Source organism: Caproicibacterium sp. XB2, assembly GCF_044880635.1.
Classification (GTDB): domain Bacteria; phylum Bacillota; class Clostridia; order Oscillospirales; family Acutalibacteraceae; genus Caproicibacterium; species Caproicibacterium lactatifermentans.
Genome location: NZ_CP173227.1, coordinates 1,982,501 through 2,001,276 on the forward strand (window position 1 = coordinate 1,982,501; position 18,776 = coordinate 2,001,276).

Consider the following 18,776-nt stretch of genomic DNA (forward strand, 5'->3'; position numbering starts at 1 on the left):
AACTCGTAAAATTGCAAAATTGTAGTAATTTTTCTAACTTTACTTGATATCGTTTTTCGCATTCTTTTCTTTATTCAGTTTTCAATGTACAGCTGCGGGTTTCCCCGTCTGGTGGGCTTAAGTGGACTCGAACCACCGACCTCACGCTTATCAGGCGTGCGCTCTAACCGGCTGAGCTATAAGCCCATTTCCCGGCTTTCCGGTTCTCACCAGAAGCCCATGGTGGAGATAAACGGAATCGAACCGTTGACCTCCTGCTTGCAAAGCAGGCGCTCTCCCAGCTGAGCTATACCCCCATACTGGTGGCTTTTCCCGTCCACCATCTTCTGAAAGTCTTGCATCGCAAGGCCTTCAAAATTAAACAACGATTGACAAGCTTTTGATCCGACCGACCTAGGATTTCGAGCAGCTTGTTTCATCTGCTCTGTTCTCCATAGAAAGGAGGTGATCCAGCCGCACCTTCTGATACGGCTACCTTGTTACGACTTCACCCCAGTCGCCAATCCTACCTTCGGCAGTGTCCTCCTTGCGGTTAGACTACTGACTTCGGGTATTACCGGCTCCCATGGTGTGACGGGCGGTGTGTACAAGGCCCGGGAACGTATTCACCGCGGCATTATGATCCGCGATTACTAGCAATTCCAACTTCATGCAGGCGGGTTTCAGCCTGCAATCCGAACTGAGACCGCTTTTTGAGGTTCGCTCCACCTCGCGGTATCGCTTCTCTCTGTTAACGGCCATTGTAGTACGTGTGTAGCCCAGGTCATAAGGGGCATGATGATTTGACGTCGTCCCCACCTTCCTCCGTTTTGTCAACGGCAGTCCTGCTAGAGTGCTCTTGCGTAGCAACTAACAGTAAGGGTTGCGCTCGTTGCGGGACTTAACCCAACATCTCACGACACGAGCTGACGACAACCATGCACCACCTGTCTCAACTTTCCCCGAAGGGCACCTAATGCATCTCTGCTTCGTTAGTTGGATGTCAAGACCTGGTAAGGTTCTTCGCGTTGCTTCGAATTAAACCACATACTCCACTGCTTGTGCGGGCCCCCGTCAATTCCTTTGAGTTTCAACCTTGCGGTCGTACTCCCCAGGTGGATTACTTATTGTGTTAACTCCGGCACGGAAGGGGTCAGACCCCCCACACCTAGTAATCATCGTTTACAGCATGGACTACCAGGGTATCTAATCCTGTTTGCTACCCATGCTTTCGTGCTTCAGCGTCAGTTAAAGCCCAGTAGGTCGCCTTCGCCACTGGTGTTCCTCCCGATCTCTACGCATTTCACCGCTACACCGGGAATTCCACCTACCTCTACTTCACTCAAGCCAAACAGTTTCAATTGCAGGCTATGGGTTAAGCCCATAGTTTTCACAGCTGACTTGCTTGGCCGCCTACGCACCCTTTACACCCAGTAAATCCGGACAACGCTCGCTCCCTACGTATTACCGCGGCTGCTGGCACGTAGTTAGCCGGAGCTTGCTGCCTAGGTACCGTCATTATCGTCCCTAGGTACAAAAGTTTACAATCCGAAGACCGTCTTCCTTCACGCGGCGTTGCTGCATCAGAGTTTCCTCCATTGTGCAATATCCCCCACTGCTGCCTCCCGTAGGAGTCTGGGCCGTGTCTCAGTCCCAATGTGGCCGTTCAACCTCTCAGTCCGGCTACCGATCGTCGCCATGGTGGGCTATTATCTCACCATCTAGCTAATCGGACGCGAGTCCATCTTTCAGCAGATTGCTCCTTTGATTTTCTGTCCATGTGAACAGAAAATGTCATGCGGTATTAGTGTCCGTTTCCAGACATTATCCCCCTCTGAAAGGCAGGTTCCTCACGCGTTACTCACCCGTCCGCCACTAAACTTTCTACCGAAGCAAAAAGTTTCGTTCGACTTGCATGTGTTAGGCACGCCGCCAGCGTTCGTCCTGAGCCAGGATCAAACTCTCTAAAATATGATATCTAAACGCCTTTCGGCATCCAAATCTACTCTAGAGCTTTTGTAGCTCGTTTTGATACGCTTGCGTATCGTTTTGCTGTTTTTTTACGAGTCAGCTTCTCGTCATTCCTCTCGGAATCTTTCGGGTCCGTTACTTGTCATCGTTGTTTAATTTTCAAGGTCCTGCGCCGCCTCAATTTCAGCTCCCTTAGGCCTTAGCCCCGGGCGCCTCTCTCGCGGCGACTCATATATAATACCACTGCTTTCTCCCTTTGTCAACTGCTTTTTTCATCTTTTTTTGCTTTTTTTTAAAATCCGTATGAGTGGCACGTTTTGGGGCACAATTCTCTCTAAAAGGAGGATCGGTATGAAAAAAGCAGGTATGACAGCATGGCGTGTGCTGGTTGTTCTTCTTGTTTCCCTTCTTGCGTTCGGAATGCTGCTGCACTATGGCCGCAGCACTCAGACATTTTCCCGTCTGGGTTCTCAGGGTACAGAGGTTACCAAAATTCAGACAAAGCTCAAACAGATGGGCCTTTATTCTGGAAAGACTGACGGCATCTACGGCAGTTCCACGAAAAAGTCAGTTGTCACCTTTCAGAAACAGCAGGGCATTACTGCCGATGGTATAGCGGGCAAGCAAACGCTGCAGGCCCTAGGCATTAGCGGTGGTTCCAGCGCAATGGCAACGGGCGGACAGGGCAAGTACTCCAACAACGATATTAAGCTGCTGGCAACGATTGTGTCCGCGGAAGCGCGCGGAGAACCATATGAAGGACAGGTGGCCGTTGCTTCAGTTATTCTCAACCGTGTGGAACACCCCTCTTTCCCCAACACGCTTGCCGGAGTTATTTATCAGCCAGGTGCGTTTAGCTGCCTGACGGACGGCGGTGTCAATGCGGCGGTGTCGGATTCTGCCTACAAAGCTGTCCGCGACGCCATCAACGGATGGGACCCGTCCGGCGGTGCAATCTACTATTATAATCCCGTCAAAAGTACAAGCAAATGGATTTTCTCACGGCCAGTTATTACGGTTATCGGCAAGCATCGCTTCTGTTCGTGAAAAAAGAGCGCCCGGTCTTTCCCGGGTGCCTTTTTACATAGTATACGAAGCCGATGTCCTTTTGGCAAGGACTAAATAGATCCATATTATCATTTTTTATCCATTATATATTTTTATCTATAAGAATAGGAAATAACCGCTGTTTTCTTTTTCAAAATGTGCGGTAAGCTTTGGCATCTTTCTTCTCTCTGCCTGCCGGCCGCCGCCTCATCGCAGACTAAAGAATTCATGTTCCAAAATAGAAAGTTCTCTGTAGATATCTGTTGCCAGTGCAATGTCCAGATAGGAAAGGTCTCTTTCCCACTTGGAAACAGTTGTGTTTGTCACAAAAAACCGTTTTGTCCGTTCTGCTTGTGCCATCCCCACCTTGTCTGCGCTTCTGCATTGATATAGGCCCCAAAGCTTTCTTTTTCCTGTTTGCTATATTTCCTATATTGTTTTCGCCATAATTGCAGGTCGGCTTTTCTGCCTGCGTCAAGAGAATTTCCCCTTGGCGGCTCGACTGCTGCGCCACCCGCAAGAGTATACAAAAAGGGCGTGCCCTTTCCATAAAAGGCACGTCCTCTTTTTTAAGCCTTATAGGCCTTGAATTTTTCTATAATTTCTTTCTGCCGGGAAGATACTGTACTGCCATTGGCACTGTCCTTATATACCATCAGGTACTTGCCGTTGCTGCTCAGGCAGGCGGGGATTTTCTTTTCAAACAATGTAAAGCTGTTGCTTTGTTTGACTTCATCCAGAATCTTCTTTGCGGTGGCATTGGGGCTTTTCAAATCATATTCATAAAGCTCAATGGTTTCCGTACTGTTTTTGCTGATTGTCTTGGTATAGCGACGGCCGCCCTTGGCACCAATCAGCTCATACTCCAATTCTACGCCGCTGCCTTCGATATAATGGCTGTCGCCCATATAATTCAGCAGGCCCTTCAAATTGTCGCTGTATTTGGCTGGGTTCACACTGACGGCAGAACTCGCTGCCTGCGAAGGAGCCGCTGATGAAGCCGCCGAGGCCGCAGAAGAGGCAGAGCTGCTGGTACCGGAAACCGGCACATCCCCCGGCCCACAGGCCGCACAGGAAAGCACCAGTACTGCAGCTGCCGCAATAATCATTGCTTTTTTCATAATTTCCTCCGGTCATCTGCAAAAATATCTATATAGTAGAAAAACCGCTACCAAGAGCGGTTTTTGGTTCCGCGGTTTAAAAACCGCATTCTGTTTGGTGGACACGAGGGGACTCGAACCCATGACCTCTCGCGTGTGAGGCGAGCGCTCTAACCAGCTGAGCTACGCGTCCATACCTCAACAAAAGATAAGAAAAAGAAAAAAGGAAGATAAAAGTGGTGACCCGGACGGGATTCGAACCCATGAACCCGCCGTGAAAGGGCGGTGTCTTAAACCACTTGACGACCGGGCCATATGGTAGCGGCAATAGGATTTGAACCTATGACACTTCGGGTATGAACCGAATGCTCTAGCCAGCTGAGCTATGCCGCCATACAGCGCCTCACACGCTGCGAAGCGCTTATTATTATAACCGAAAGGACACTGTTTTGTCAAGCCCTTTTCAAAAATATATATTTTCAATGAAAAAAGCAATTCTTTGCGTTTTTTCGCCGCATAGTGTACGCTTACTTGGATTGATTGTTGACCGAATCCTTCAGCAGGACATCATGTGCGCCGCCCTCAACAATGCTGGTGCTGGAAACCAGTGTCAGCTTTGCCTTCTGCTGCAGTTCACGGATGGTCAGTGCACCGCAGTTACACATAGTGGACTTTACTTTATACAACGTTGTCTGCACGTTGTCCTTTAAAGAACCGGCATACGGCACATAAGAATCCACACCTTCCTCGAAGGAAAGCTTCTTTGCACCGCCCTGGTCATAGCGCTGCCAGTTGCGGGCACGGTTGCTGCCCTCGCCCCAGTACTCTTTCATATACTGACCATTGATATTGACCTTATTTGTCGGAGACTCATCAAAGCGGGAGAAATAACGACCCAGCATAACAAAATCAGCGCCCATAGCCAATGCCAGTGTCAGGTGGTGGTCATAAACAATACCGCCGTCCGAGCAAATCGGCACATAGACGCCGGTTTCCTTATAATACTCGTCGCGTGCCTGGGCTACCTCAATGACAGCGGTTGCTTGTCCGCGGCCGATGCCCTTGGTTTCACGGGTAATGCAGATGGAACCGCCGCCGATGCCAATTTTCACAAAGTCCACGCCGGCGTCCGCCAAAAAGCGGAAGCCGTCACCGTCCACGACATTTCCCGCACCAATCTTTACACTGTCGCCATACTGTTCACGTACCCAGGACAGTGTCATCTTCTGCCAGTCACTGTATCCTTCGGAGGAGTCGATGCACAGCACGTCCGCGCCGGCCTCCAGCAAAGCCGGAATGCGTTCTTTGTAGTCGCGGGTGTTAATACCGGCACCCACCATATAGCGCTTCTTGTCGTCCAGCAGCTCGCTTGCATTCTCTTTATGGGCGGAGTAGTCTTTCCGGAAAACAAAATAGTGAAGTCTTCCGTCCTGATCTAGCACCGGCAGTGCATTCAGCTTGTTTTCCCAAATGATGTCGTTGCACTCGGACAGGGTAGCTCCCATCGGTGCGGAGATAACCTTTTCAATCGGTGTCATAAAGGTATGCACCTGCGTTTCCACAGGCATACGGCTGATGCGGTAATCTCTGCTGGTAACAACGCCAAGCAATTTTCCGGTACCAGTACCGTCATCCGTGACCGCCACAGTGGAATGTCCGGTTTTTTTCTTCAGTTCCAAAATATCCGCCAGTGTCTGGTCCGGCTTAATGTTGGAGTCACTGGGAACAAAGCCCGCTTTGTAAGCCTTGACTCTGCCCACCATGGCAGCCTCCGCTTCAATGCTCTGGGAACCGTAAATGAAGGACAGGCCCCCCTCTTTTGCCAGTGCAACCGCCAGTGTATCATTGGAAACGGACTGCATGATGGAAGAAGTCATGGGGATGTTCAAAGTGATATCTGGCTGTTCCCCTTTGCGGAACTTTGTCAGGGGTGTCTTCAGACTCACGTTGTCCGGTGTGCACTCTGAAGAAGAATATCCAGGCACCAGCAGATATTCATTGAAAGTATGGCAGGGTTCTTTGAAGTAAAAGGCCATTGGCTTGCATCCTCCGATTTCAGTTTTAGTTTGATTTTACTTTCTGTCTGCCGCGAAAAAGGCTGATAAAAAGGAAGCTGTTAAAACCGGCATTACGCGGTTTCAAACAGCATTTCATTCGGGCAGTCTCTCTTATAAATTATAGTCCATTATAACACCCGCAAACCCTGTTTTCAACACAAATCCGCCGCGCATCTGTATTTTTCGCTTAATTTTCGCAGAAAACATATCCTCTTTTTCCATCATTCTCTTGTTTTTGCAGGACTGCAGAGATTCTTTTCGTTAGCACTGTACTAATGCGGCAAAGCTGCGGATTCCCTGTTTTCGGCCCGCCATCAAAAAACCGTTCTTGCGCCGTTCTCCCTGTACCTGCAGCATATCACCCAACACGGCTTCTGCCATATAGCTGATATGCACTTTCTTCCACTCCTTATATTGCTCCGGCAAAAAGTCTTCCACAATATCGCCATAAATGGTATTGTTAAGGTGATGATTCATATCCAAATCACTATAACGGACAGGCCTTTCCCCCAGCGGCGGCAGTTCCTCATTGACACGCAGTTTCGTTACCCGCTGTTCCCGCGGCAGAATCGACTGGGGGAATACATGATAATGGAAAAGCGCCTCTTCCGGACGCATGGGGCGGTGTGTGCGGCAGTCCACACCGACACTTGCCTGCAGAATATGCGCAATTTGTTCTTCTCCGCTGTAAAAAGTGAAATCGCGGTACAAATGCACACCTGCTGTGCCCAGTGCCCGTGTGACAATGCGCAGATTCTCGTTCCGAATTGGTCTTCGCTGAACCTCCACCGCATTTTCTGTTATCAGCAGCGCAATGCCGTCGTGGTACATTTTTTCGTACCCAAGCCCGACCGCGTCCATGTGCTCTTCACCGGTTTCCTGTTCCATGCGCAGCAGGCCGGAAAGGTGCATGGTGCTGTCCGCACCTATCTGGTGGCTTTCAACCCGGGCAGTCCGTTCAAAAACCTCTGGTGAAACAGCCGCATTTGCTTCAACATTCATGTACAGTATCCCCTTTCGTTATTTGAAAACAGGACTGTTTGCCGCAGAAATCTCCGCGGATAAACAGCCCTGTTTCAATTTTCAACTCTGTTCTTTACAGGCAGGTGAGTTCTTTATTTCTCCGGCTGAATAACATCAATGCCCATATACGGACGCAGGACTTCCGGCACCGTAACGCTGCCGTCGGCGTTCTGATTCTGTTCGACAATTGCCGGCATAATACGGGACGTTGCTAAACCGGAAGCGTTCAGTGTATGCACAAAGTGCAGCTTGCGGTTTGCATCACGGTACTTAACATTGCCGCGGCGTGCCTGATAATCCCGTGCATTGGAGGCAGAGGAAACTTCCTTGTAAATCCCCATGGAAGGAATCCAAACCTCAATATCATATGTGCGAGCCATGGAGAAGGAGCAGTCCCCTGCTGCTAAACGGCTGACACGATAGTGCAAACCCAGTTCCTGTACCAGGCGTTCGGCCTTACCGACCATTTCCTGAAATGCGGCGTCACTGCCCTCCGGTGTGGCATACTGTACCATTTCCACCTTGTTGAACTGGTGGCCGCGAATCATGCCGCGCTCTTCGCTACGGTAAGAACCGGCCTCTCTGCGGTAGCAGGGTGTATATGCAATGTATTTACGCGGCAGGTCCTTTTCAGAAAGAATCTCATCACGATGCAGGTTAACCAGTGCGGTTTCAGCGGTCGGCAGCATAAATTTCTTTTCGCTGCTGGTCGGGTTCTGAATCCAGTATACTTCATCTGTAAATTTCGGGAACTGGCCCGCTACATAACCACACTCATAATTCAGCATATGCGGCGGCAGAATAAGTTCATACCCGTCAGAAAGATGCTCATTGATAAAGAAGTTAAGAATTGCCCATTCCATGCGTGCGCCCCAGCCGCGGTAAATCCATGCACCGCTGCCAGCAATTTTTGCACCGCGCTGGTAATCAATCATACCCAGGCTTTCGCAAAGGTCTACATGATTTTTCGGCTCAAAATTGAAGACCGGCTTTTCTTTAAAGTAGTGGTCCGGAATATTCTGCTCTTTGCCGCCGGGCTGTACGTCCTCATCCGGCAGGTTAGGCAGGGACAGCATCAGTGTCCGCTGCTTATCATTGATTTCAGAAAGTTTTGCATTGGCTTCTTTCACTTCTCCGGACAGGGCCTTCATCTTTGCGAGGACCTCAGAAGCATCGCCGCCAGCCTTTTTGATTTTTGGGATTTCTTTGCTGACAGCGTTCTGCTCTGCTTTTTTGCTCTCCACTTTGCCGGTTGCTTCACGGCGTTCTTTGTCCACCGCCAAAATCTCATCGACAACGCCGTCCAAATCCATCTGTCGTTTTTTGATTGCCGCTTTGACATAGTCCGGTTTTTCACGGATAAGTTTGATATCAATCATTTTGTTTTCTCCCCCAATATCCCTTTCTTGTCATTTCCTATATGGATTCAAAATTTAGTTTTTATTCAAATTGTTTCAGCAGTGATTTCAGGTCATCTTCACCGTTAAACTCAATATGTAAGACGCCTCTTTTTCGGCTTCCGGTCACTTTTACCCGCCGGCCGAGCTGTTCATGCAAAGAAAGCGCTGCTTCGTCATAAAACGGAATCTGGTGTTTCAGACTGCTGCCTTTCAGCTGTGCGGCGAATTGCTTGGAAAGCTTTTCCAGTTGTCGAACGGTCAGTCCGTCTTTTATACAGCGCAGTGCCATCGGCACCTGCTGCTCCAGTGGAAAGGCCAAAAGAGTACGCGCCTGTCCTGCCGTCAGCCTGCCCTGCTGCAAAAGTTCCTGCACCTGCTGCGGCAGATGCACTAAACGCAGCGCGTTGGCGACCGCCGGTCGAGATTTTCCGACACTGTCTGCCACTTCTTCCTGCGTCATTTCATACTGGTCCATCAAAGATTGATACCCTTCCGCTTCTTCCAGCGGATTCAGGTCTGCGCGCTGTAAATTTTCAATCAGCGCCATTTCCATCACTTGCTGGTCCGTCAGTTCCCGCACCAAAACCGGCACCTGCCGAACACCCGCCATGTGTGCCGCACGCCAGCGGCGTTCCCCCGCGACAATTTGGTAACCGCTTTGGTCCGGCAGCGGCCGTACAAGCAGCGGCTGCAAAATGCCATGTTGCGTGATGGACTCTGCAAGGCCAGCCAGTTCTTCCTCGTCAAATTTTCGCCGCGGCTGGCTGCGGTTTGGTTCCAAGTCATTGATGCTGACCATAATGGAAGAGTCGCCGTCCTCCGTATCATTCTCTGCAAAAATGGCATCCAGCCCCTTGCCGAGGCCCCTTTGTTTAGAGGACAATCTGTTTCACCTCACTCTTTATGCTTATGAATCAGTTCCACTGCCAGCGCATTGTATGCCTTTGCGCCCTTACAGTTACGGTCAAAGTACTGAATGGGCTGTCCAAAGCTTGGTGCCTCACTCAGGCGTACCGTGCGTGGAATAACCGTTTTGAAAACTTCATCTTTAAAATATTTCTTTACTTCATCTACAACCTGCTGGGTTAAGTTCAGCCGGCCATCATACATGGTCAGCAGAACGCCCTCAATTTCCAGCCCGCGGTTATATTGGCGCTTTACTCGACGGACACTGTTTATCAGCTGGCTAAGGCCCTCCAACGCATAGAATTCACACTGAATCGGAATCAGCACACTATCCGCCGCAATCAGCGCATTAGTTGTAATGAAGCCAAGGGACGGCGGGCAGTCAATCAAAATATAGTCATACTGGTCCCTAATGTCGGCCAAAGCACGCTTCAGTATGATTTCCCTGTGGGGCTTGTCCACCAGCTCAATCTCCGCCCCGGACAGGTCCAGTGAACTAGGCAGCAGCGAAAGATTATTAAACTCTGTCTTTAAAATAGCTTTCTGAACAGCAAGGTCCCTTATCAGCACATCATAGACCGAAACCTTCAACTTTCGGCGGTCCACTCCTACTCCGCTGGAGGAGTTCCCCTGTGGGTCCGTATCAACCAGCAGTGTCCGTTTTCCGGCTGCACCAAGGGCAGAAGAAAGGTTGACTGCGGTCGTTGTTTTCCCCACGCCGCCTTTCTGGTTAGAAACAGCAATTATGCGGCTCATTATCCAGCTCCTCCCTTTTTATAATATGCTTTATTATACCACGGAAAGAGGGGTAAATAAAGGGGCGGAAAGTATTATGTTTCACGTGAAACACAACACATAAAAAAAGGGCCTGCCACGGGGCAAACCCTCTTTTTGAAAATGATTGTGGGAAAATGATAAGAAATAGGCTTTTCTTGTAATCTAAAATTTTAATAGAGCGGTTTTAGGCGGGCTGCTTGTCCGTCTGTTTATTTTGTGCCTCATTTTTAGGGATACGCACAACCCATTCCAGATATTTTTCTGTTTCCGTCTGGTAGGTTTCCGCCTGTACACCGGTCTTTTGCAGAGTGGTGACCGCATGCTGAATAGTGTTGCCAAAAATGCGGACATCCTTGGGAACCGGCGTTTGATGCTGCCGATGCTTTGGCTCTTCTTTCAGCATCTTGTTCACTAGTGCGTCTGTCTGCTGCACATTCATGCCGCTGCGCAAAATCATCCCCAGCACCTGTTTTTGCTGCTCGGGGTCTGATAAACGCAGCAACGCGCGCGCATGCCTCTCCGTCAAGTGGTTCTCCACAATACAGGCACGCACATTTGGCGGCAGCTTCAGCAGCCGCAGTTTATTCGCAACGGCGGACTGGCTGCGTCCCAGCCGCTCAGCACATTCTTCCTGCGTAACGTCCCAGACTTCAATGAGTCGCTGAATGCCTTCCGCTTCTTCAAACATGTTGAGGTCCGAACGCTGTAAATTTTCTGTCAGCGCAAAAATAGCACTTTCGCGGTCGCTGCAGCTGGTAATGAGGACCGGTACGTCCTTCATTCCCAAACTTCTGCAGGCACGCAGGCGTCGCTCACCGGCAATCAGTTCATACACACCACCGGACATACGCCGTACGATGATTGGCTGCAACAGGCCATTGGCTGCAATGCTGTCCGCCAGTTCTTTCAGCTCCTGTTCTGCAAAGGTGCGGCGCGGCTGTGCCGGATTTGGACAAATACAATCAATATCCAGCTTTATAATGTGCTGTTGTCCCAGCATGTTTTCACCTCCCTGCTTGTCTACTATCTTAGCACAACGCATTTGTATGAATTTGTAGAAAGGTGATGCAAAGGTTATCTTTCGTTTTTCTATTAAAGGAAGGCAAAAACAGAAAGTGTCATTCACTTCTTTCCTTGTTGAAAACTATGTTGAAAGTTATCAGAAGCCGTGTGCTTCCCATCTTGCTACGGTGGAAAACTATAAGGGATTCTTCTTCATTTTTTTCGTGGTACGTGGATACGATGCAGGACAATGCTTCTCGTGCCGAATTTGCAGGAAGGTTCGTTCACTGCCATCCGGCAGCGTGTACTGCTCCGCACGCTCCAGTTTGCCGCCCAAAACCTGCAGTGCATTCTGTGCATCGGCCAGTTCTTCCTGTGCCGCTGGTCCTTTCCACGCACAGAAACTGCCGCCGACTTTGACCAGCGGCAAACAGTATTCGCACAGGACCGGAAGCGGCGCAACCGCACGCGCAAATGCAAAGTTGTACTGCTCCCGCTGGTCTACATTTTTCCCGGCTTCTTCTGCCCGTGCATGCAGGGAGTTGAAATCCACCTTAATATTTCGGCTGATGTCCTCCAATACACACAGGCGTTTTTGCAGACCGTCCAACAGTGTCAAGCGCATATCCGGCACTGCCAGCTTCAGCGGTATCCCCGGAAAGCCCGCGCCTGTACCAACATCTATACAGCGCTGTCCGGACAGAGAAATCCACTGCAGCGGATATAGGGAATCTAAAAAATGCTTTTGGACGAATGCTTCCGGTTCTGTAATCGCAGTTAAATTGATTTTTGTATTCCATTCCAGCAGCTGTTCCATGTACTGCTGGAATTGACGGCATTGTTCCGCGGAAAGGGAAATACCACAAGCGGCGGCGCCGTCGTTCAGCATGGACTCTATATTCTTCATTTGCTCTGCTCCTTTGTCAGCCAAATCAGCAGAACACTGATATCTGCCGGACTGACACCGGAAATGCGGCTGGCCTGTCCGATATTCGCCGGCTGCACACGGTTCAGCTTTTCCTGTGCCTCACTGCGCAGACCAGTCACTTCGGTGTAATCAAAATGTCTAGGCAGCAGTTTGCCTTCTAGGCGGCGCATTTCGGCAATATCTGCTTTTTGTCTCTTAATGTATCCCGCATACTTCAGTTCAATCTCCGCATTTTCAAAAACGGCAGTTGGATAGTCCGGACGTTCCTTGTCCACCGGCGTCAGCACTTCATAGTTTAACTGCGGACGCTTCAGCAGCTCGGACAGATGTACCCCTGTGTGCACCGGTGATGTTTCACGTGAAACAAGAATCTGATTCAGTGTATCACTCGGCGGAAAAACCGTTTTCTGTGCGCGCTGTATCTCTGCTTTTTTCTGTTCTTCCTTCTGTTGAAATCTCTCCCAGCGGTCATCACTGATTAAGCCAACTTTACGGCCTATGGGTGTCAGGCGTTCATCCGCGTTGTCCTGCCGCAGCACTAACCGGTATTCGCTCCGGCTGGTCATCATGCGGTAAGGGTCCGTAACACCTTTGGTCACAAGGTCATCAACCAACGTACCAATGTAGGAACTGGCACGGTCCAAAATCATCGGTTTCCGTTTCTGCACTTTGAGGGCCGCGTTAATGCCCGCTACAATTCCCTGTGCAGCAGCTTCTTCATATCCGGAACTGCCGTTAAACTGTCCCGCTCCGTAAAGGCCGGGTTGATCGTGGAACTCTAAGGTCGCATCCATCTGCAGCGGGTCCACACAATCATACTCGATTGCGTAGGCACAGCGCATAATCTGTACATGTTCCAGCCCTTTTATGGTGTGATAGAACTGCAGCTGTACTTCTTCCGGCAAGCTGGAGCTCATTCCCTGTAAATACATCTCTTCCGTGTTCAGTCCACACGGCTCAATGAACAGCTGGTGACGCGGTTTATCGCGGAACCGCATAATTTTATCCTCAATGCTGGGGCAGTACCGCGGTCCTATGCCTGAAATGCGTCCGCTGTACAGCGGGCTGCGATTGATATTTTTTAGAATGATGTCCTTTGTTTTTTCATTGGTCCAGGAAACATAACACACCGCTCGATTTTTTCCCGGTGTCTGTGTATCATACGAAAAAGGAATCACTGGATTATCTCCTTTTTGTACTTCCAGGTCTGAAAAATCAATACTGCTGCGCAGTACACGGGCCGGTGTTCCGGTCTTGAAACGGTGCAGCTGCAGCCTCAGTTTCTGCAGCGGCTCGCTTAAAAAGCCCGCGGGGAACATACCGTCCGGACCGCTGTCATAGCCAACTTCCCCAACATAAACACGTCCACCCAAAAATGTGCCGGTCGCCAGCACCACTGCCTGCACGGTATACACCGCACCCATGCGTGTGACCAGCTGCCAGCCTTCACCTCTTCGGCGGAGGTCCACCACTTCCGCCTGCTTGAGGTATAAATTCTCCTGCAGCTCCAGCTTATGCTTCATAATTTCGCTGTATTTTCTGCGGTCTATCTGACAGCGCAGGGAATGCACCGCCGGACCTTTGCCGAGGTTCAGCATGCGGCTCTGCAAAAAGCAGGCGTCCGCCGTGCGGCCCATCTCGCCGCCAAGTGCATCAATTTCCCGCACCAAATGTCCTTTTGCTGTTCCGCCGATGCTTGGGTTGCAGGGGCAGTTTCCCACCGCGTCCAGATTGATCGTAAAAACCAGTGTCGAACAGCCCAGCCGAGCACTGGCCAAACCAGCCTCTATGCCGGCGTGGCCGGCACCAACCACCGCCACATCATACAGGCCAGCGTCATACTCATATTCCATGATATCCTCCTGTATCTTAAAAACCCGTATTCAAGCCCATCTTTCGTATAGAAAAACTGCCCCTTATTGTAAAACGGACGGGGCAGTTCTGTCAAACATCTTTTTGCCGCAGAAAGAAATCATTTTCCCACACAGAAATTTTCAAATACTTTGTCAATCACTGCATCTGAAGCACGCTCACCTGTCAGTTCCATCAGGGCGGATACCGCATCCTCCACACAGACGGTCACGGCGTCCAGCGTCATGCCGCCGTGCAGTGCTTCCAGCGCCTCCGTCAGTGCTCCATGTGACTGGCGGACTGCCTCTTTCTGCCGCTGTGTAAACAGCACGCCTGCCGAAGGGTCTATCTTCTGCAGGTGCAGTGCCTTTTTGACGGCCTCCGTCAGCTCCTGGAGACCGCTTCCCTGCAAAGCACTAATATATACCATCTGTTTAAACTTAGTTTTAATATACAATTCGTCTATTTTGCTTTCCATATCACTTTTATTGATAACCGCAATAGCTGGCATATTGCCAATCAAATCCATGAAAGCACGGTCTTCTTCCTGCAGCGGTTCCGAGGAATCAAACACAGCCAGCACCAGCTGTGCGCCCTCCACACGGCTTCGGCTGCGCAGGACACCCAGCTGCTCCACCGGGTCCTCTGTATTCCGCAGGCCGGCCGTATCCGCAAGCCGCAGGGGAACATCCCCCAGTAATACAGTTTCCTCCACAACGTCGCGCGTTGTTCCTGCATAGGATGTGACAATGCTTTTTTCACAGCCGGTTAGCAGGTTCATCAGCGTGCTTTTTCCCACATTTGGCCGGCCGGCAATCACCGTATCGACTCCTTCGCGTAGGATACGTCCGGTATCAAATCCAGCCAGCAGCTGCCGCAGAATGTGGTCCGCGGCCAAAAGGTCCTTTTCCAACTGGCTGTTCTCTACTTCCGGCACGTTCTCTTCCGGAAAATCTGCCCATGCGGCCAGATGAGAAGCGATATCGGTCAATGTATTCTGGACAGAGTGAATGCGCTGATTGAGGCGCCCTTCCTGTCCGGCGCGGGCCGCCTGTGCGGCACCTTTACCCTGTGCAGAAACCATCTCCATAACAGATTCCGCCTGTGTCAAGTCCATCTTTCCATTGAGATAAGCCCTTCGTGTAAATTCTCCCGGTTCCGCCAAACGTGCACCCGCCTGCAGACAGGCATCCAATAGGCGGTGCATGCCATACAGTCCGCCGTGACAGGAAAGTTCCACTACATCTTCACCGGTATAGCTTTTGGGTGCTCGATAATTTGCCGCCACACACTGGTCAAAGCTTCCGTCCCCGTCATGGACAGAACCAAACAGGGAAGTGTACCCCGGAATCTGCGTCAATTTTTTCCCGGAAACGGACGTAAACACACGGTCCGCTATCTGCTGAGCATGGTCGCCGGAAATACGCACAATGCCGATTCCTCCCGGCGCCATCGGTGTACTGATTGCTGCTATGGTATGCAAAACACAAGTTCCTCCTTTGACAAAAAGAGCGGCTGGACTCGGAAAGCCCGCCGCTCCTGTATCATTTCTGATTGGATGCTGTTCTTTTTTAAAAAACAGAAATAAAAATGTACGGAATTATCGCTGCTGTTCGTTGTCCCGGCTGGTATGGCCATGCAGCGGCACCGACGGACACTCTTCCGCCGGGTGGCGGTCCTGCTGTTCCGAAGACGGACGGCCGCTGTTTCTCGGGCCGGACGGGCGATGACGCGAACCATTGCCGTAAGGCTTTCTTCCACCCTGTTGATGTCCGTATCCCGTGTGCCCGCTTCTTCTATGCGGCTGATACCGTTCGCCGCCCTCCGGACCAATCACAACATGGCGGGTCTGGTCCTTGCCCTCACTCCAGCTGATGGCACCAGACACTTCCTGCACCGCCGTGTGAATAATACGGCGTTCATAGGGATTCATCGGCTCCAGGGAGTTGTTGCGGCCAGACTTAACCGCTTTCGCTGCCAGCTTCTTGCCCAACGCCTCCAGCGTTTCCCGACGTTTTTCCCGGTAGCCGCCGATGTCCAGCGTAATGCGATAATAGCTGTCTTCCGATTGATTCGCCACCAAACCCGCCAGGTACTGCAGGGCGTCCAGTGTTTCGCCGCGGTGCCCAATGATAAACCCAATGTCGCCGCCAGAAATGGAAAGCATAGCACCGCCTTCCTCCTTCTGTACATCTATCTGTAACTCCGGCAAACCGATATTGTTCAGGATACTTTCAAGGTAAGAGGCAGCTTTTTCAGCGGGGCCTTCCTCCACAAAAGCACGTACTTTTGCGGGGCTTCCGCCAAAAAGACCCAGTGTTTTTTTCACCGGCATTTCCAGAATTTCAAATTCCGCCTCATCCGGTTCCACACCCAGTTCACGGCACGCCGCCACGCGGGCCGCTTCCACCGTTTCACCGGTTTCAATCGCTTCTCTGCGCATCACACAGTATCCTCCTTTATATGCAAAACCTAGTCAACAGATATAGAGAAATGTGGCTGCGCCCCGACCTCACATCTCCTGGGGAAAAGGGCGCAGAAATGTTACTTTTTCTGGCCCATATAATCCGATTTGCTCTGCGGCTTTAAGGCTCCCTTATTCTTTTTCTGTCCGCCGGATTTTGCCTTTTTCTTGCCGGCTGCCGCATTGTCCACCGCAACCTGGTTATAGTTGCGCACACGGCTCTCCAGCTCCTGCTGAATTTCCGGTTCCAGCGGTTTCATGGCAGCCTCTCGCTGGTTCATCAGCAGAACATGGGAGCCTTCCGCCTCTGCGGTCAGCATCTGCGGAGAATAATACTTCTGCATCATCCACGCACGGACCAGGTTCATAAGGCCGCTGACGGCATAGTACAAGCTCATAGCTGCCGGCAGCGTACAGGTGATATATCCAAAGAACAAAGGCATCAGCACCATGAAAACGGTCATGCAGCCCTGCTGCGGCTGTGCCTGTCCCATTTTTTTCTGGCTGTAAGTCATATAAACCGTTGCAATCATCTGCAGAGCGATACTGGCAAAGGGGAGAATAAACAGCGGTGTCGTAAAAATTGTGCTCCAGAACTGTCCCGCTACTGCTGGTGTCTGCAGCAGATTCAGCCCCAGGAACATAAAGCTGCCGCTGAAAGTGGTCAGTTTCTGCATATCATAGGGGCTGAAAATGTTTGTCAGATAGGGCTGAATCAGGTGGAAGTCCTTCGCAATGTCCAGCTGGCGGTACATACTAGCATAGTTGCCCATCGTGCTGGCCAATGCATCCCCCGGCACACGCTGAATCAAGTCAGCAGCTTTTGACACAGCACCGGCATCCACATGCAGCACGTTGGTCAGCGGGCTGGCGTAGGCCCAGAACATAGCCATAAAGATAAGCATTGGCAGAAGCGTCATCAGGCAGCCGCTTCCCATGCCGCCCATGCCTTCCTTTTCATAAAGCTCCTGCTGTGCTTCCATCAGTTTTGGCTTGTCATTGGCGTAAATTTTCTTCAGTTCCTGCATTTTCTTCTGCATGCGCATACTGCCGGACATTGTTTTCTGCTGTTTGATGTACATGGGAAAACTCAGCAGCTGCAAAATAACGGTGAACAAAATGACAGCAACACCGTAGTTGCGCACCACATAGTACAGGCCATATAGCGGGTAGCCAATCAGCCAGCCAAGCCCGTTAAAAATATTATTAAAAAAATTCATAATACGACTTTTCTCCCTTATATCAGGACTTCCGCTTTTTTTGTTTTTTCTCTTTTTTCCCTCTCTTTTCCGGCACAGGATCATAGCCGCCCCGGCTGAAAGGGTTGCACCGCAGCACCCGCCACAACGCCAGCAGCCCGCCTTTCAGCGGGCCAAAACGCTCCACCGCCTCTATGGCATAGTTGGAGCATGTGGGGATATATTTACAGCACGGCCCGTGCAACGGGGAGATATTCCGCTGATAAAAGTGCAGCAGCCACAGCAGCAGCCGCTTCAATGCAGCAGGCCTGCTTTCTTCAGTTGCTTCTCCATTGCATACTTTACCGCCGTGCTTTTCACGTGCGGTGTTTTTGCGCGTGCCACAAAAATGAAGTCATAGCCGGGCTTAATCCGCGGAAGCAGGGCCCGGAACGCAGCCCGAATAACCCTGCGGGAACGGTTGCGCTGTACGGCATTTCCAATTTTTTTGCTGGTTGTAATACCCATCCGCACTTTTTTGCAGCGGTTTTTCAGGGCATAACAGACGACCACCGGGCTGACAAGGTTTTTTCCTCTGCCATAAATGCGCCGGAAATCTCTGTTTTCTTTGATAGGTTCGTACTCCATACGGTCAGCTCCGTTACATACAAAGAAAGGCCACACGAATGGTGGCCCTTAGTTTGCCTTCATCAGTAGGTCAGGCGTGCCCGGCCCTTGGCTCTGCGGCGTGCAAGAACCTTGCGGCCGTTTCTGGTGGACATTCTCTTGCGGAAACCATGTTCCTTCTTGCGGTGCAGCTTCTTCGGCTGATACGTTCTTTTCATAGGTAAAAACCTCCTTTCGGAATAAACCTTTGCAAGATAGCATTATATCTTATTTTTGCAGAGCCTGTCAAGTTTTTATCTCCTAATAAAGGACCAAAAGAGCAAAAAAAAAGACCCATGCAGCCCTTTCTTCCGTTTCTTGCCTTATATTCGTGTTTATGCTACAATGAAATAGTGTATCATTTAAATAATGGATTGGACTGCCTTTTTCCTATAAAAACGTCACTGTACAGAGGAGAGCTGAACAT

The 18,776-nt window shown here is 50.6% G+C and carries 17 protein-coding genes, 5 tRNA genes and 1 rRNA gene; 1 reads left to right on the plus strand and 22 read right to left on the minus strand.

Annotation, left to right across the window (positions count from 1 at the left end):
• Positions 1-109: 109 nt before the first annotated feature.
• The 3 genes from ACIHKT_RS09905 to ACIHKT_RS09915 all read right to left on the minus strand — a co-directional run bounded on the left by ACIHKT_RS09905 (position 110) and on the right by ACIHKT_RS09915 (position 1,950).
• Positions 110-186: transfer RNA gene (locus tag ACIHKT_RS09905), tRNA-Ile, on the minus strand.
• 34 nt (positions 187-220) lie between these two features.
• Positions 221-296, minus strand: a tRNA-Ala gene (locus tag ACIHKT_RS09910).
• Between the two features lie 141 nt (positions 297-437).
• Positions 438-1,950 (minus strand): 16S ribosomal RNA (locus ACIHKT_RS09915).
• 351 nt (positions 1,951-2,301) lie between these two features.
• Here ACIHKT_RS09915 and sleB point away from each other — a divergent pair.
• Positions 2,302-2,997, plus strand: a complete 696-nt coding sequence (gene sleB, locus ACIHKT_RS09920; protein ID WP_086036764.1) for a spore cortex-lytic enzyme — start codon at positions 2,302-2,304, stop codon at positions 2,995-2,997.
• Between the two features lie 207 nt (positions 2,998-3,204).
• On the opposite strand, the gene ACIHKT_RS09925 is transcribed toward sleB, so the two are convergent.
• From ACIHKT_RS09925 to rpmH, 19 genes are all read right to left on the minus strand, one after another.
• Positions 3,205-3,357, minus strand: coding sequence for a hypothetical protein (locus tag ACIHKT_RS09925; protein WP_174193604.1), 153 nt, complete (start codon positions 3,355-3,357; stop codon positions 3,205-3,207).
• 209 nt (positions 3,358-3,566) lie between these two features.
• Positions 3,567-4,118 (minus strand): hypothetical protein, encoded by a 552-nt coding sequence (locus tag ACIHKT_RS09930; protein WP_086036766.1) that lies wholly within the window; start codon positions 4,116-4,118, stop codon positions 3,567-3,569.
• A gap of 95 nt (positions 4,119-4,213) precedes the next feature.
• Positions 4,214-4,290 (minus strand) — tRNA-Val (locus tag ACIHKT_RS09935).
• 44 nt (positions 4,291-4,334) lie between these two features.
• Positions 4,335-4,410: transfer RNA gene (locus ACIHKT_RS09940), tRNA-Glu, on the minus strand.
• 3 nt (positions 4,411-4,413) lie between these two features.
• Positions 4,414-4,490: transfer RNA gene (locus ACIHKT_RS09945), tRNA-Met, on the minus strand.
• A 134-nt stretch (positions 4,491-4,624) separates the two neighbouring features.
• Positions 4,625-6,133: an IMP dehydrogenase gene (locus ACIHKT_RS09950; protein WP_086036767.1), complete on the minus strand. Its 1,509-nt coding sequence runs from the start codon at positions 6,131-6,133 to the stop codon at positions 4,625-4,627.
• A gap of 282 nt (positions 6,134-6,415) precedes the next feature.
• Positions 6,416-7,156, minus strand: coding sequence for an acyl-[acyl-carrier-protein] thioesterase (locus ACIHKT_RS09955; protein ID WP_086036768.1), 741 nt, complete (start codon positions 7,154-7,156; stop codon positions 6,416-6,418).
• Between the two features lie 113 nt (positions 7,157-7,269).
• The gene (serS, locus tag ACIHKT_RS09960) at positions 7,270-8,556 is read right to left on the minus strand and encodes a serine--tRNA ligase (RefSeq protein WP_086036769.1); all 1,287 of its coding nucleotides are present in this window, start codon (positions 8,554-8,556) and stop codon (positions 7,270-7,272) included.
• 61 nt (positions 8,557-8,617) lie between these two features.
• On the minus strand, positions 8,618-9,460 hold the full coding sequence (locus tag ACIHKT_RS09965) for a ParB/RepB/Spo0J family partition protein (RefSeq protein WP_236849690.1): 843 nt from the start codon (positions 9,458-9,460) through the stop codon (positions 8,618-8,620).
• 11 nt (positions 9,461-9,471) lie between these two features.
• Positions 9,472-10,239 (minus strand): ParA family protein, encoded by a 768-nt coding sequence (locus ACIHKT_RS09970; RefSeq protein ID WP_086036770.1) that lies wholly within the window; start codon positions 10,237-10,239, stop codon positions 9,472-9,474.
• A gap of 205 nt (positions 10,240-10,444) precedes the next feature.
• Entirely contained in the window at positions 10,445-11,260 is an 816-nt protein-coding gene (locus ACIHKT_RS09975) for a ParB/RepB/Spo0J family partition protein (RefSeq protein ID WP_174193606.1), read from the minus strand.
• Positions 11,261-11,458: 198 nt separating this feature from the next.
• Entirely contained in the window at positions 11,459-12,169 is a 711-nt protein-coding gene (rsmG, locus tag ACIHKT_RS09980; RefSeq protein WP_236849691.1) for a 16S rRNA (guanine(527)-N(7))-methyltransferase RsmG, read from the minus strand.
• Positions 12,166-14,043, minus strand: coding sequence for a tRNA uridine-5-carboxymethylaminomethyl(34) synthesis enzyme MnmG (gene mnmG, locus ACIHKT_RS09985; protein ID WP_086036772.1), 1,878 nt, complete (start codon positions 14,041-14,043; stop codon positions 12,166-12,168). The genes rsmG and mnmG overlap by 4 nt, the downstream gene beginning before the upstream one ends.
• A gap of 119 nt (positions 14,044-14,162) precedes the next feature.
• Positions 14,163-15,524, minus strand: a complete 1,362-nt coding sequence (gene mnmE, locus ACIHKT_RS09990) for a tRNA uridine-5-carboxymethylaminomethyl(34) synthesis GTPase MnmE (protein WP_404352466.1) — start codon at positions 15,522-15,524, stop codon at positions 14,163-14,165.
• A gap of 117 nt (positions 15,525-15,641) precedes the next feature.
• A complete protein-coding gene (gene jag, locus ACIHKT_RS09995; protein WP_086036774.1) occupies positions 15,642-16,484 on the minus strand; it encodes an RNA-binding cell elongation regulator Jag/EloR in 843 nt (280 codons plus the stop codon).
• Between the two features lie 101 nt (positions 16,485-16,585).
• Positions 16,586-17,725, minus strand: a complete 1,140-nt coding sequence (locus tag ACIHKT_RS10000; RefSeq protein ID WP_157659005.1) for a membrane protein insertase YidC — start codon at positions 17,723-17,725, stop codon at positions 16,586-16,588.
• Between the two features lie 22 nt (positions 17,726-17,747).
• A complete protein-coding gene (gene yidD, locus ACIHKT_RS10005; protein WP_086036776.1) occupies positions 17,748-18,002 on the minus strand; it encodes a membrane protein insertion efficiency factor YidD in 255 nt (84 codons plus the stop codon).
• Positions 17,999-18,331: a ribonuclease P protein component gene (rnpA, locus tag ACIHKT_RS10010; protein WP_174193608.1), complete on the minus strand. Its 333-nt coding sequence runs from the start codon at positions 18,329-18,331 to the stop codon at positions 17,999-18,001. Before rnpA ends, yidD begins: the two co-directional genes overlap by 4 nt.
• A gap of 62 nt (positions 18,332-18,393) precedes the next feature.
• On the minus strand, positions 18,394-18,528 hold the full coding sequence (gene rpmH / locus ACIHKT_RS10015; protein ID WP_086036778.1) for a 50S ribosomal protein L34: 135 nt from the start codon (positions 18,526-18,528) through the stop codon (positions 18,394-18,396).
• Between the last annotated feature and the right edge of the window lie 248 nt (positions 18,529-18,776).

Bases quoted from the DNA above. Each gene is read 5' to 3' on its own strand.
- serS (WP_086036769.1), bottom strand. From the start codon at position 8,556: ATGATTGATATCAAACTTATCCGTGAAAAACCGGACTATGTCAAAGCG.
- rpmH (WP_086036778.1), bottom strand. From the start codon at position 18,528: ATGAAAAGAACGTATCAGCCGAAGAAGCTGCACCGCAAGAAGGAACAT.
- ACIHKT_RS09925 (WP_174193604.1), bottom strand. From the start codon at position 3,357: ATGGCACAAGCAGAACGGACAAAACGGTTTTTTGTGACAAACACAACT.
- mnmG (WP_086036772.1), bottom strand. From the start codon at position 14,043: ATGGAATATGAGTATGACGCTGGCCTGTATGATGTGGCGGTGGTTGGT.
- ACIHKT_RS09970 (WP_086036770.1), bottom strand. From the start codon at position 10,239: ATGAGCCGCATAATTGCTGTTTCTAACCAGAAAGGCGGCGTGGGGAAA.
- ACIHKT_RS09950 (WP_086036767.1), bottom strand. From the start codon at position 6,133: ATGGCCTTTTACTTCAAAGAACCCTGCCATACTTTCAATGAATATCTG.
- ACIHKT_RS09955 (WP_086036768.1), bottom strand. From the start codon at position 7,156: ATGAATGTTGAAGCAAATGCGGCTGTTTCACCAGAGGTTTTTGAACGG.
- ACIHKT_RS10000 (WP_157659005.1), bottom strand. From the start codon at position 17,725: ATGAATTTTTTTAATAATATTTTTAACGGGCTTGGCTGGCTGATTGGC.
- rnpA (WP_174193608.1), bottom strand. From the start codon at position 18,331: ATGGAGTACGAACCTATCAAAGAAAACAGAGATTTCCGGCGCATTTAT.
- sleB (WP_086036764.1), top strand. From the start codon at position 2,302: ATGAAAAAAGCAGGTATGACAGCATGGCGTGTGCTGGTTGTTCTTCTT.
- jag (WP_086036774.1), bottom strand. From the start codon at position 16,484: ATGCGCAGAGAAGCGATTGAAACCGGTGAAACGGTGGAAGCGGCCCGC.
- rsmG (WP_236849691.1), bottom strand. From the start codon at position 12,169: ATGAAGAATATAGAGTCCATGCTGAACGACGGCGCCGCCGCTTGTGGT.
- ACIHKT_RS09975 (WP_174193606.1), bottom strand. From the start codon at position 11,260: ATGCTGGGACAACAGCACATTATAAAGCTGGATATTGATTGTATTTGT.
- ACIHKT_RS09930 (WP_086036766.1), bottom strand. From the start codon at position 4,118: ATGAAAAAAGCAATGATTATTGCGGCAGCTGCAGTACTGGTGCTTTCC.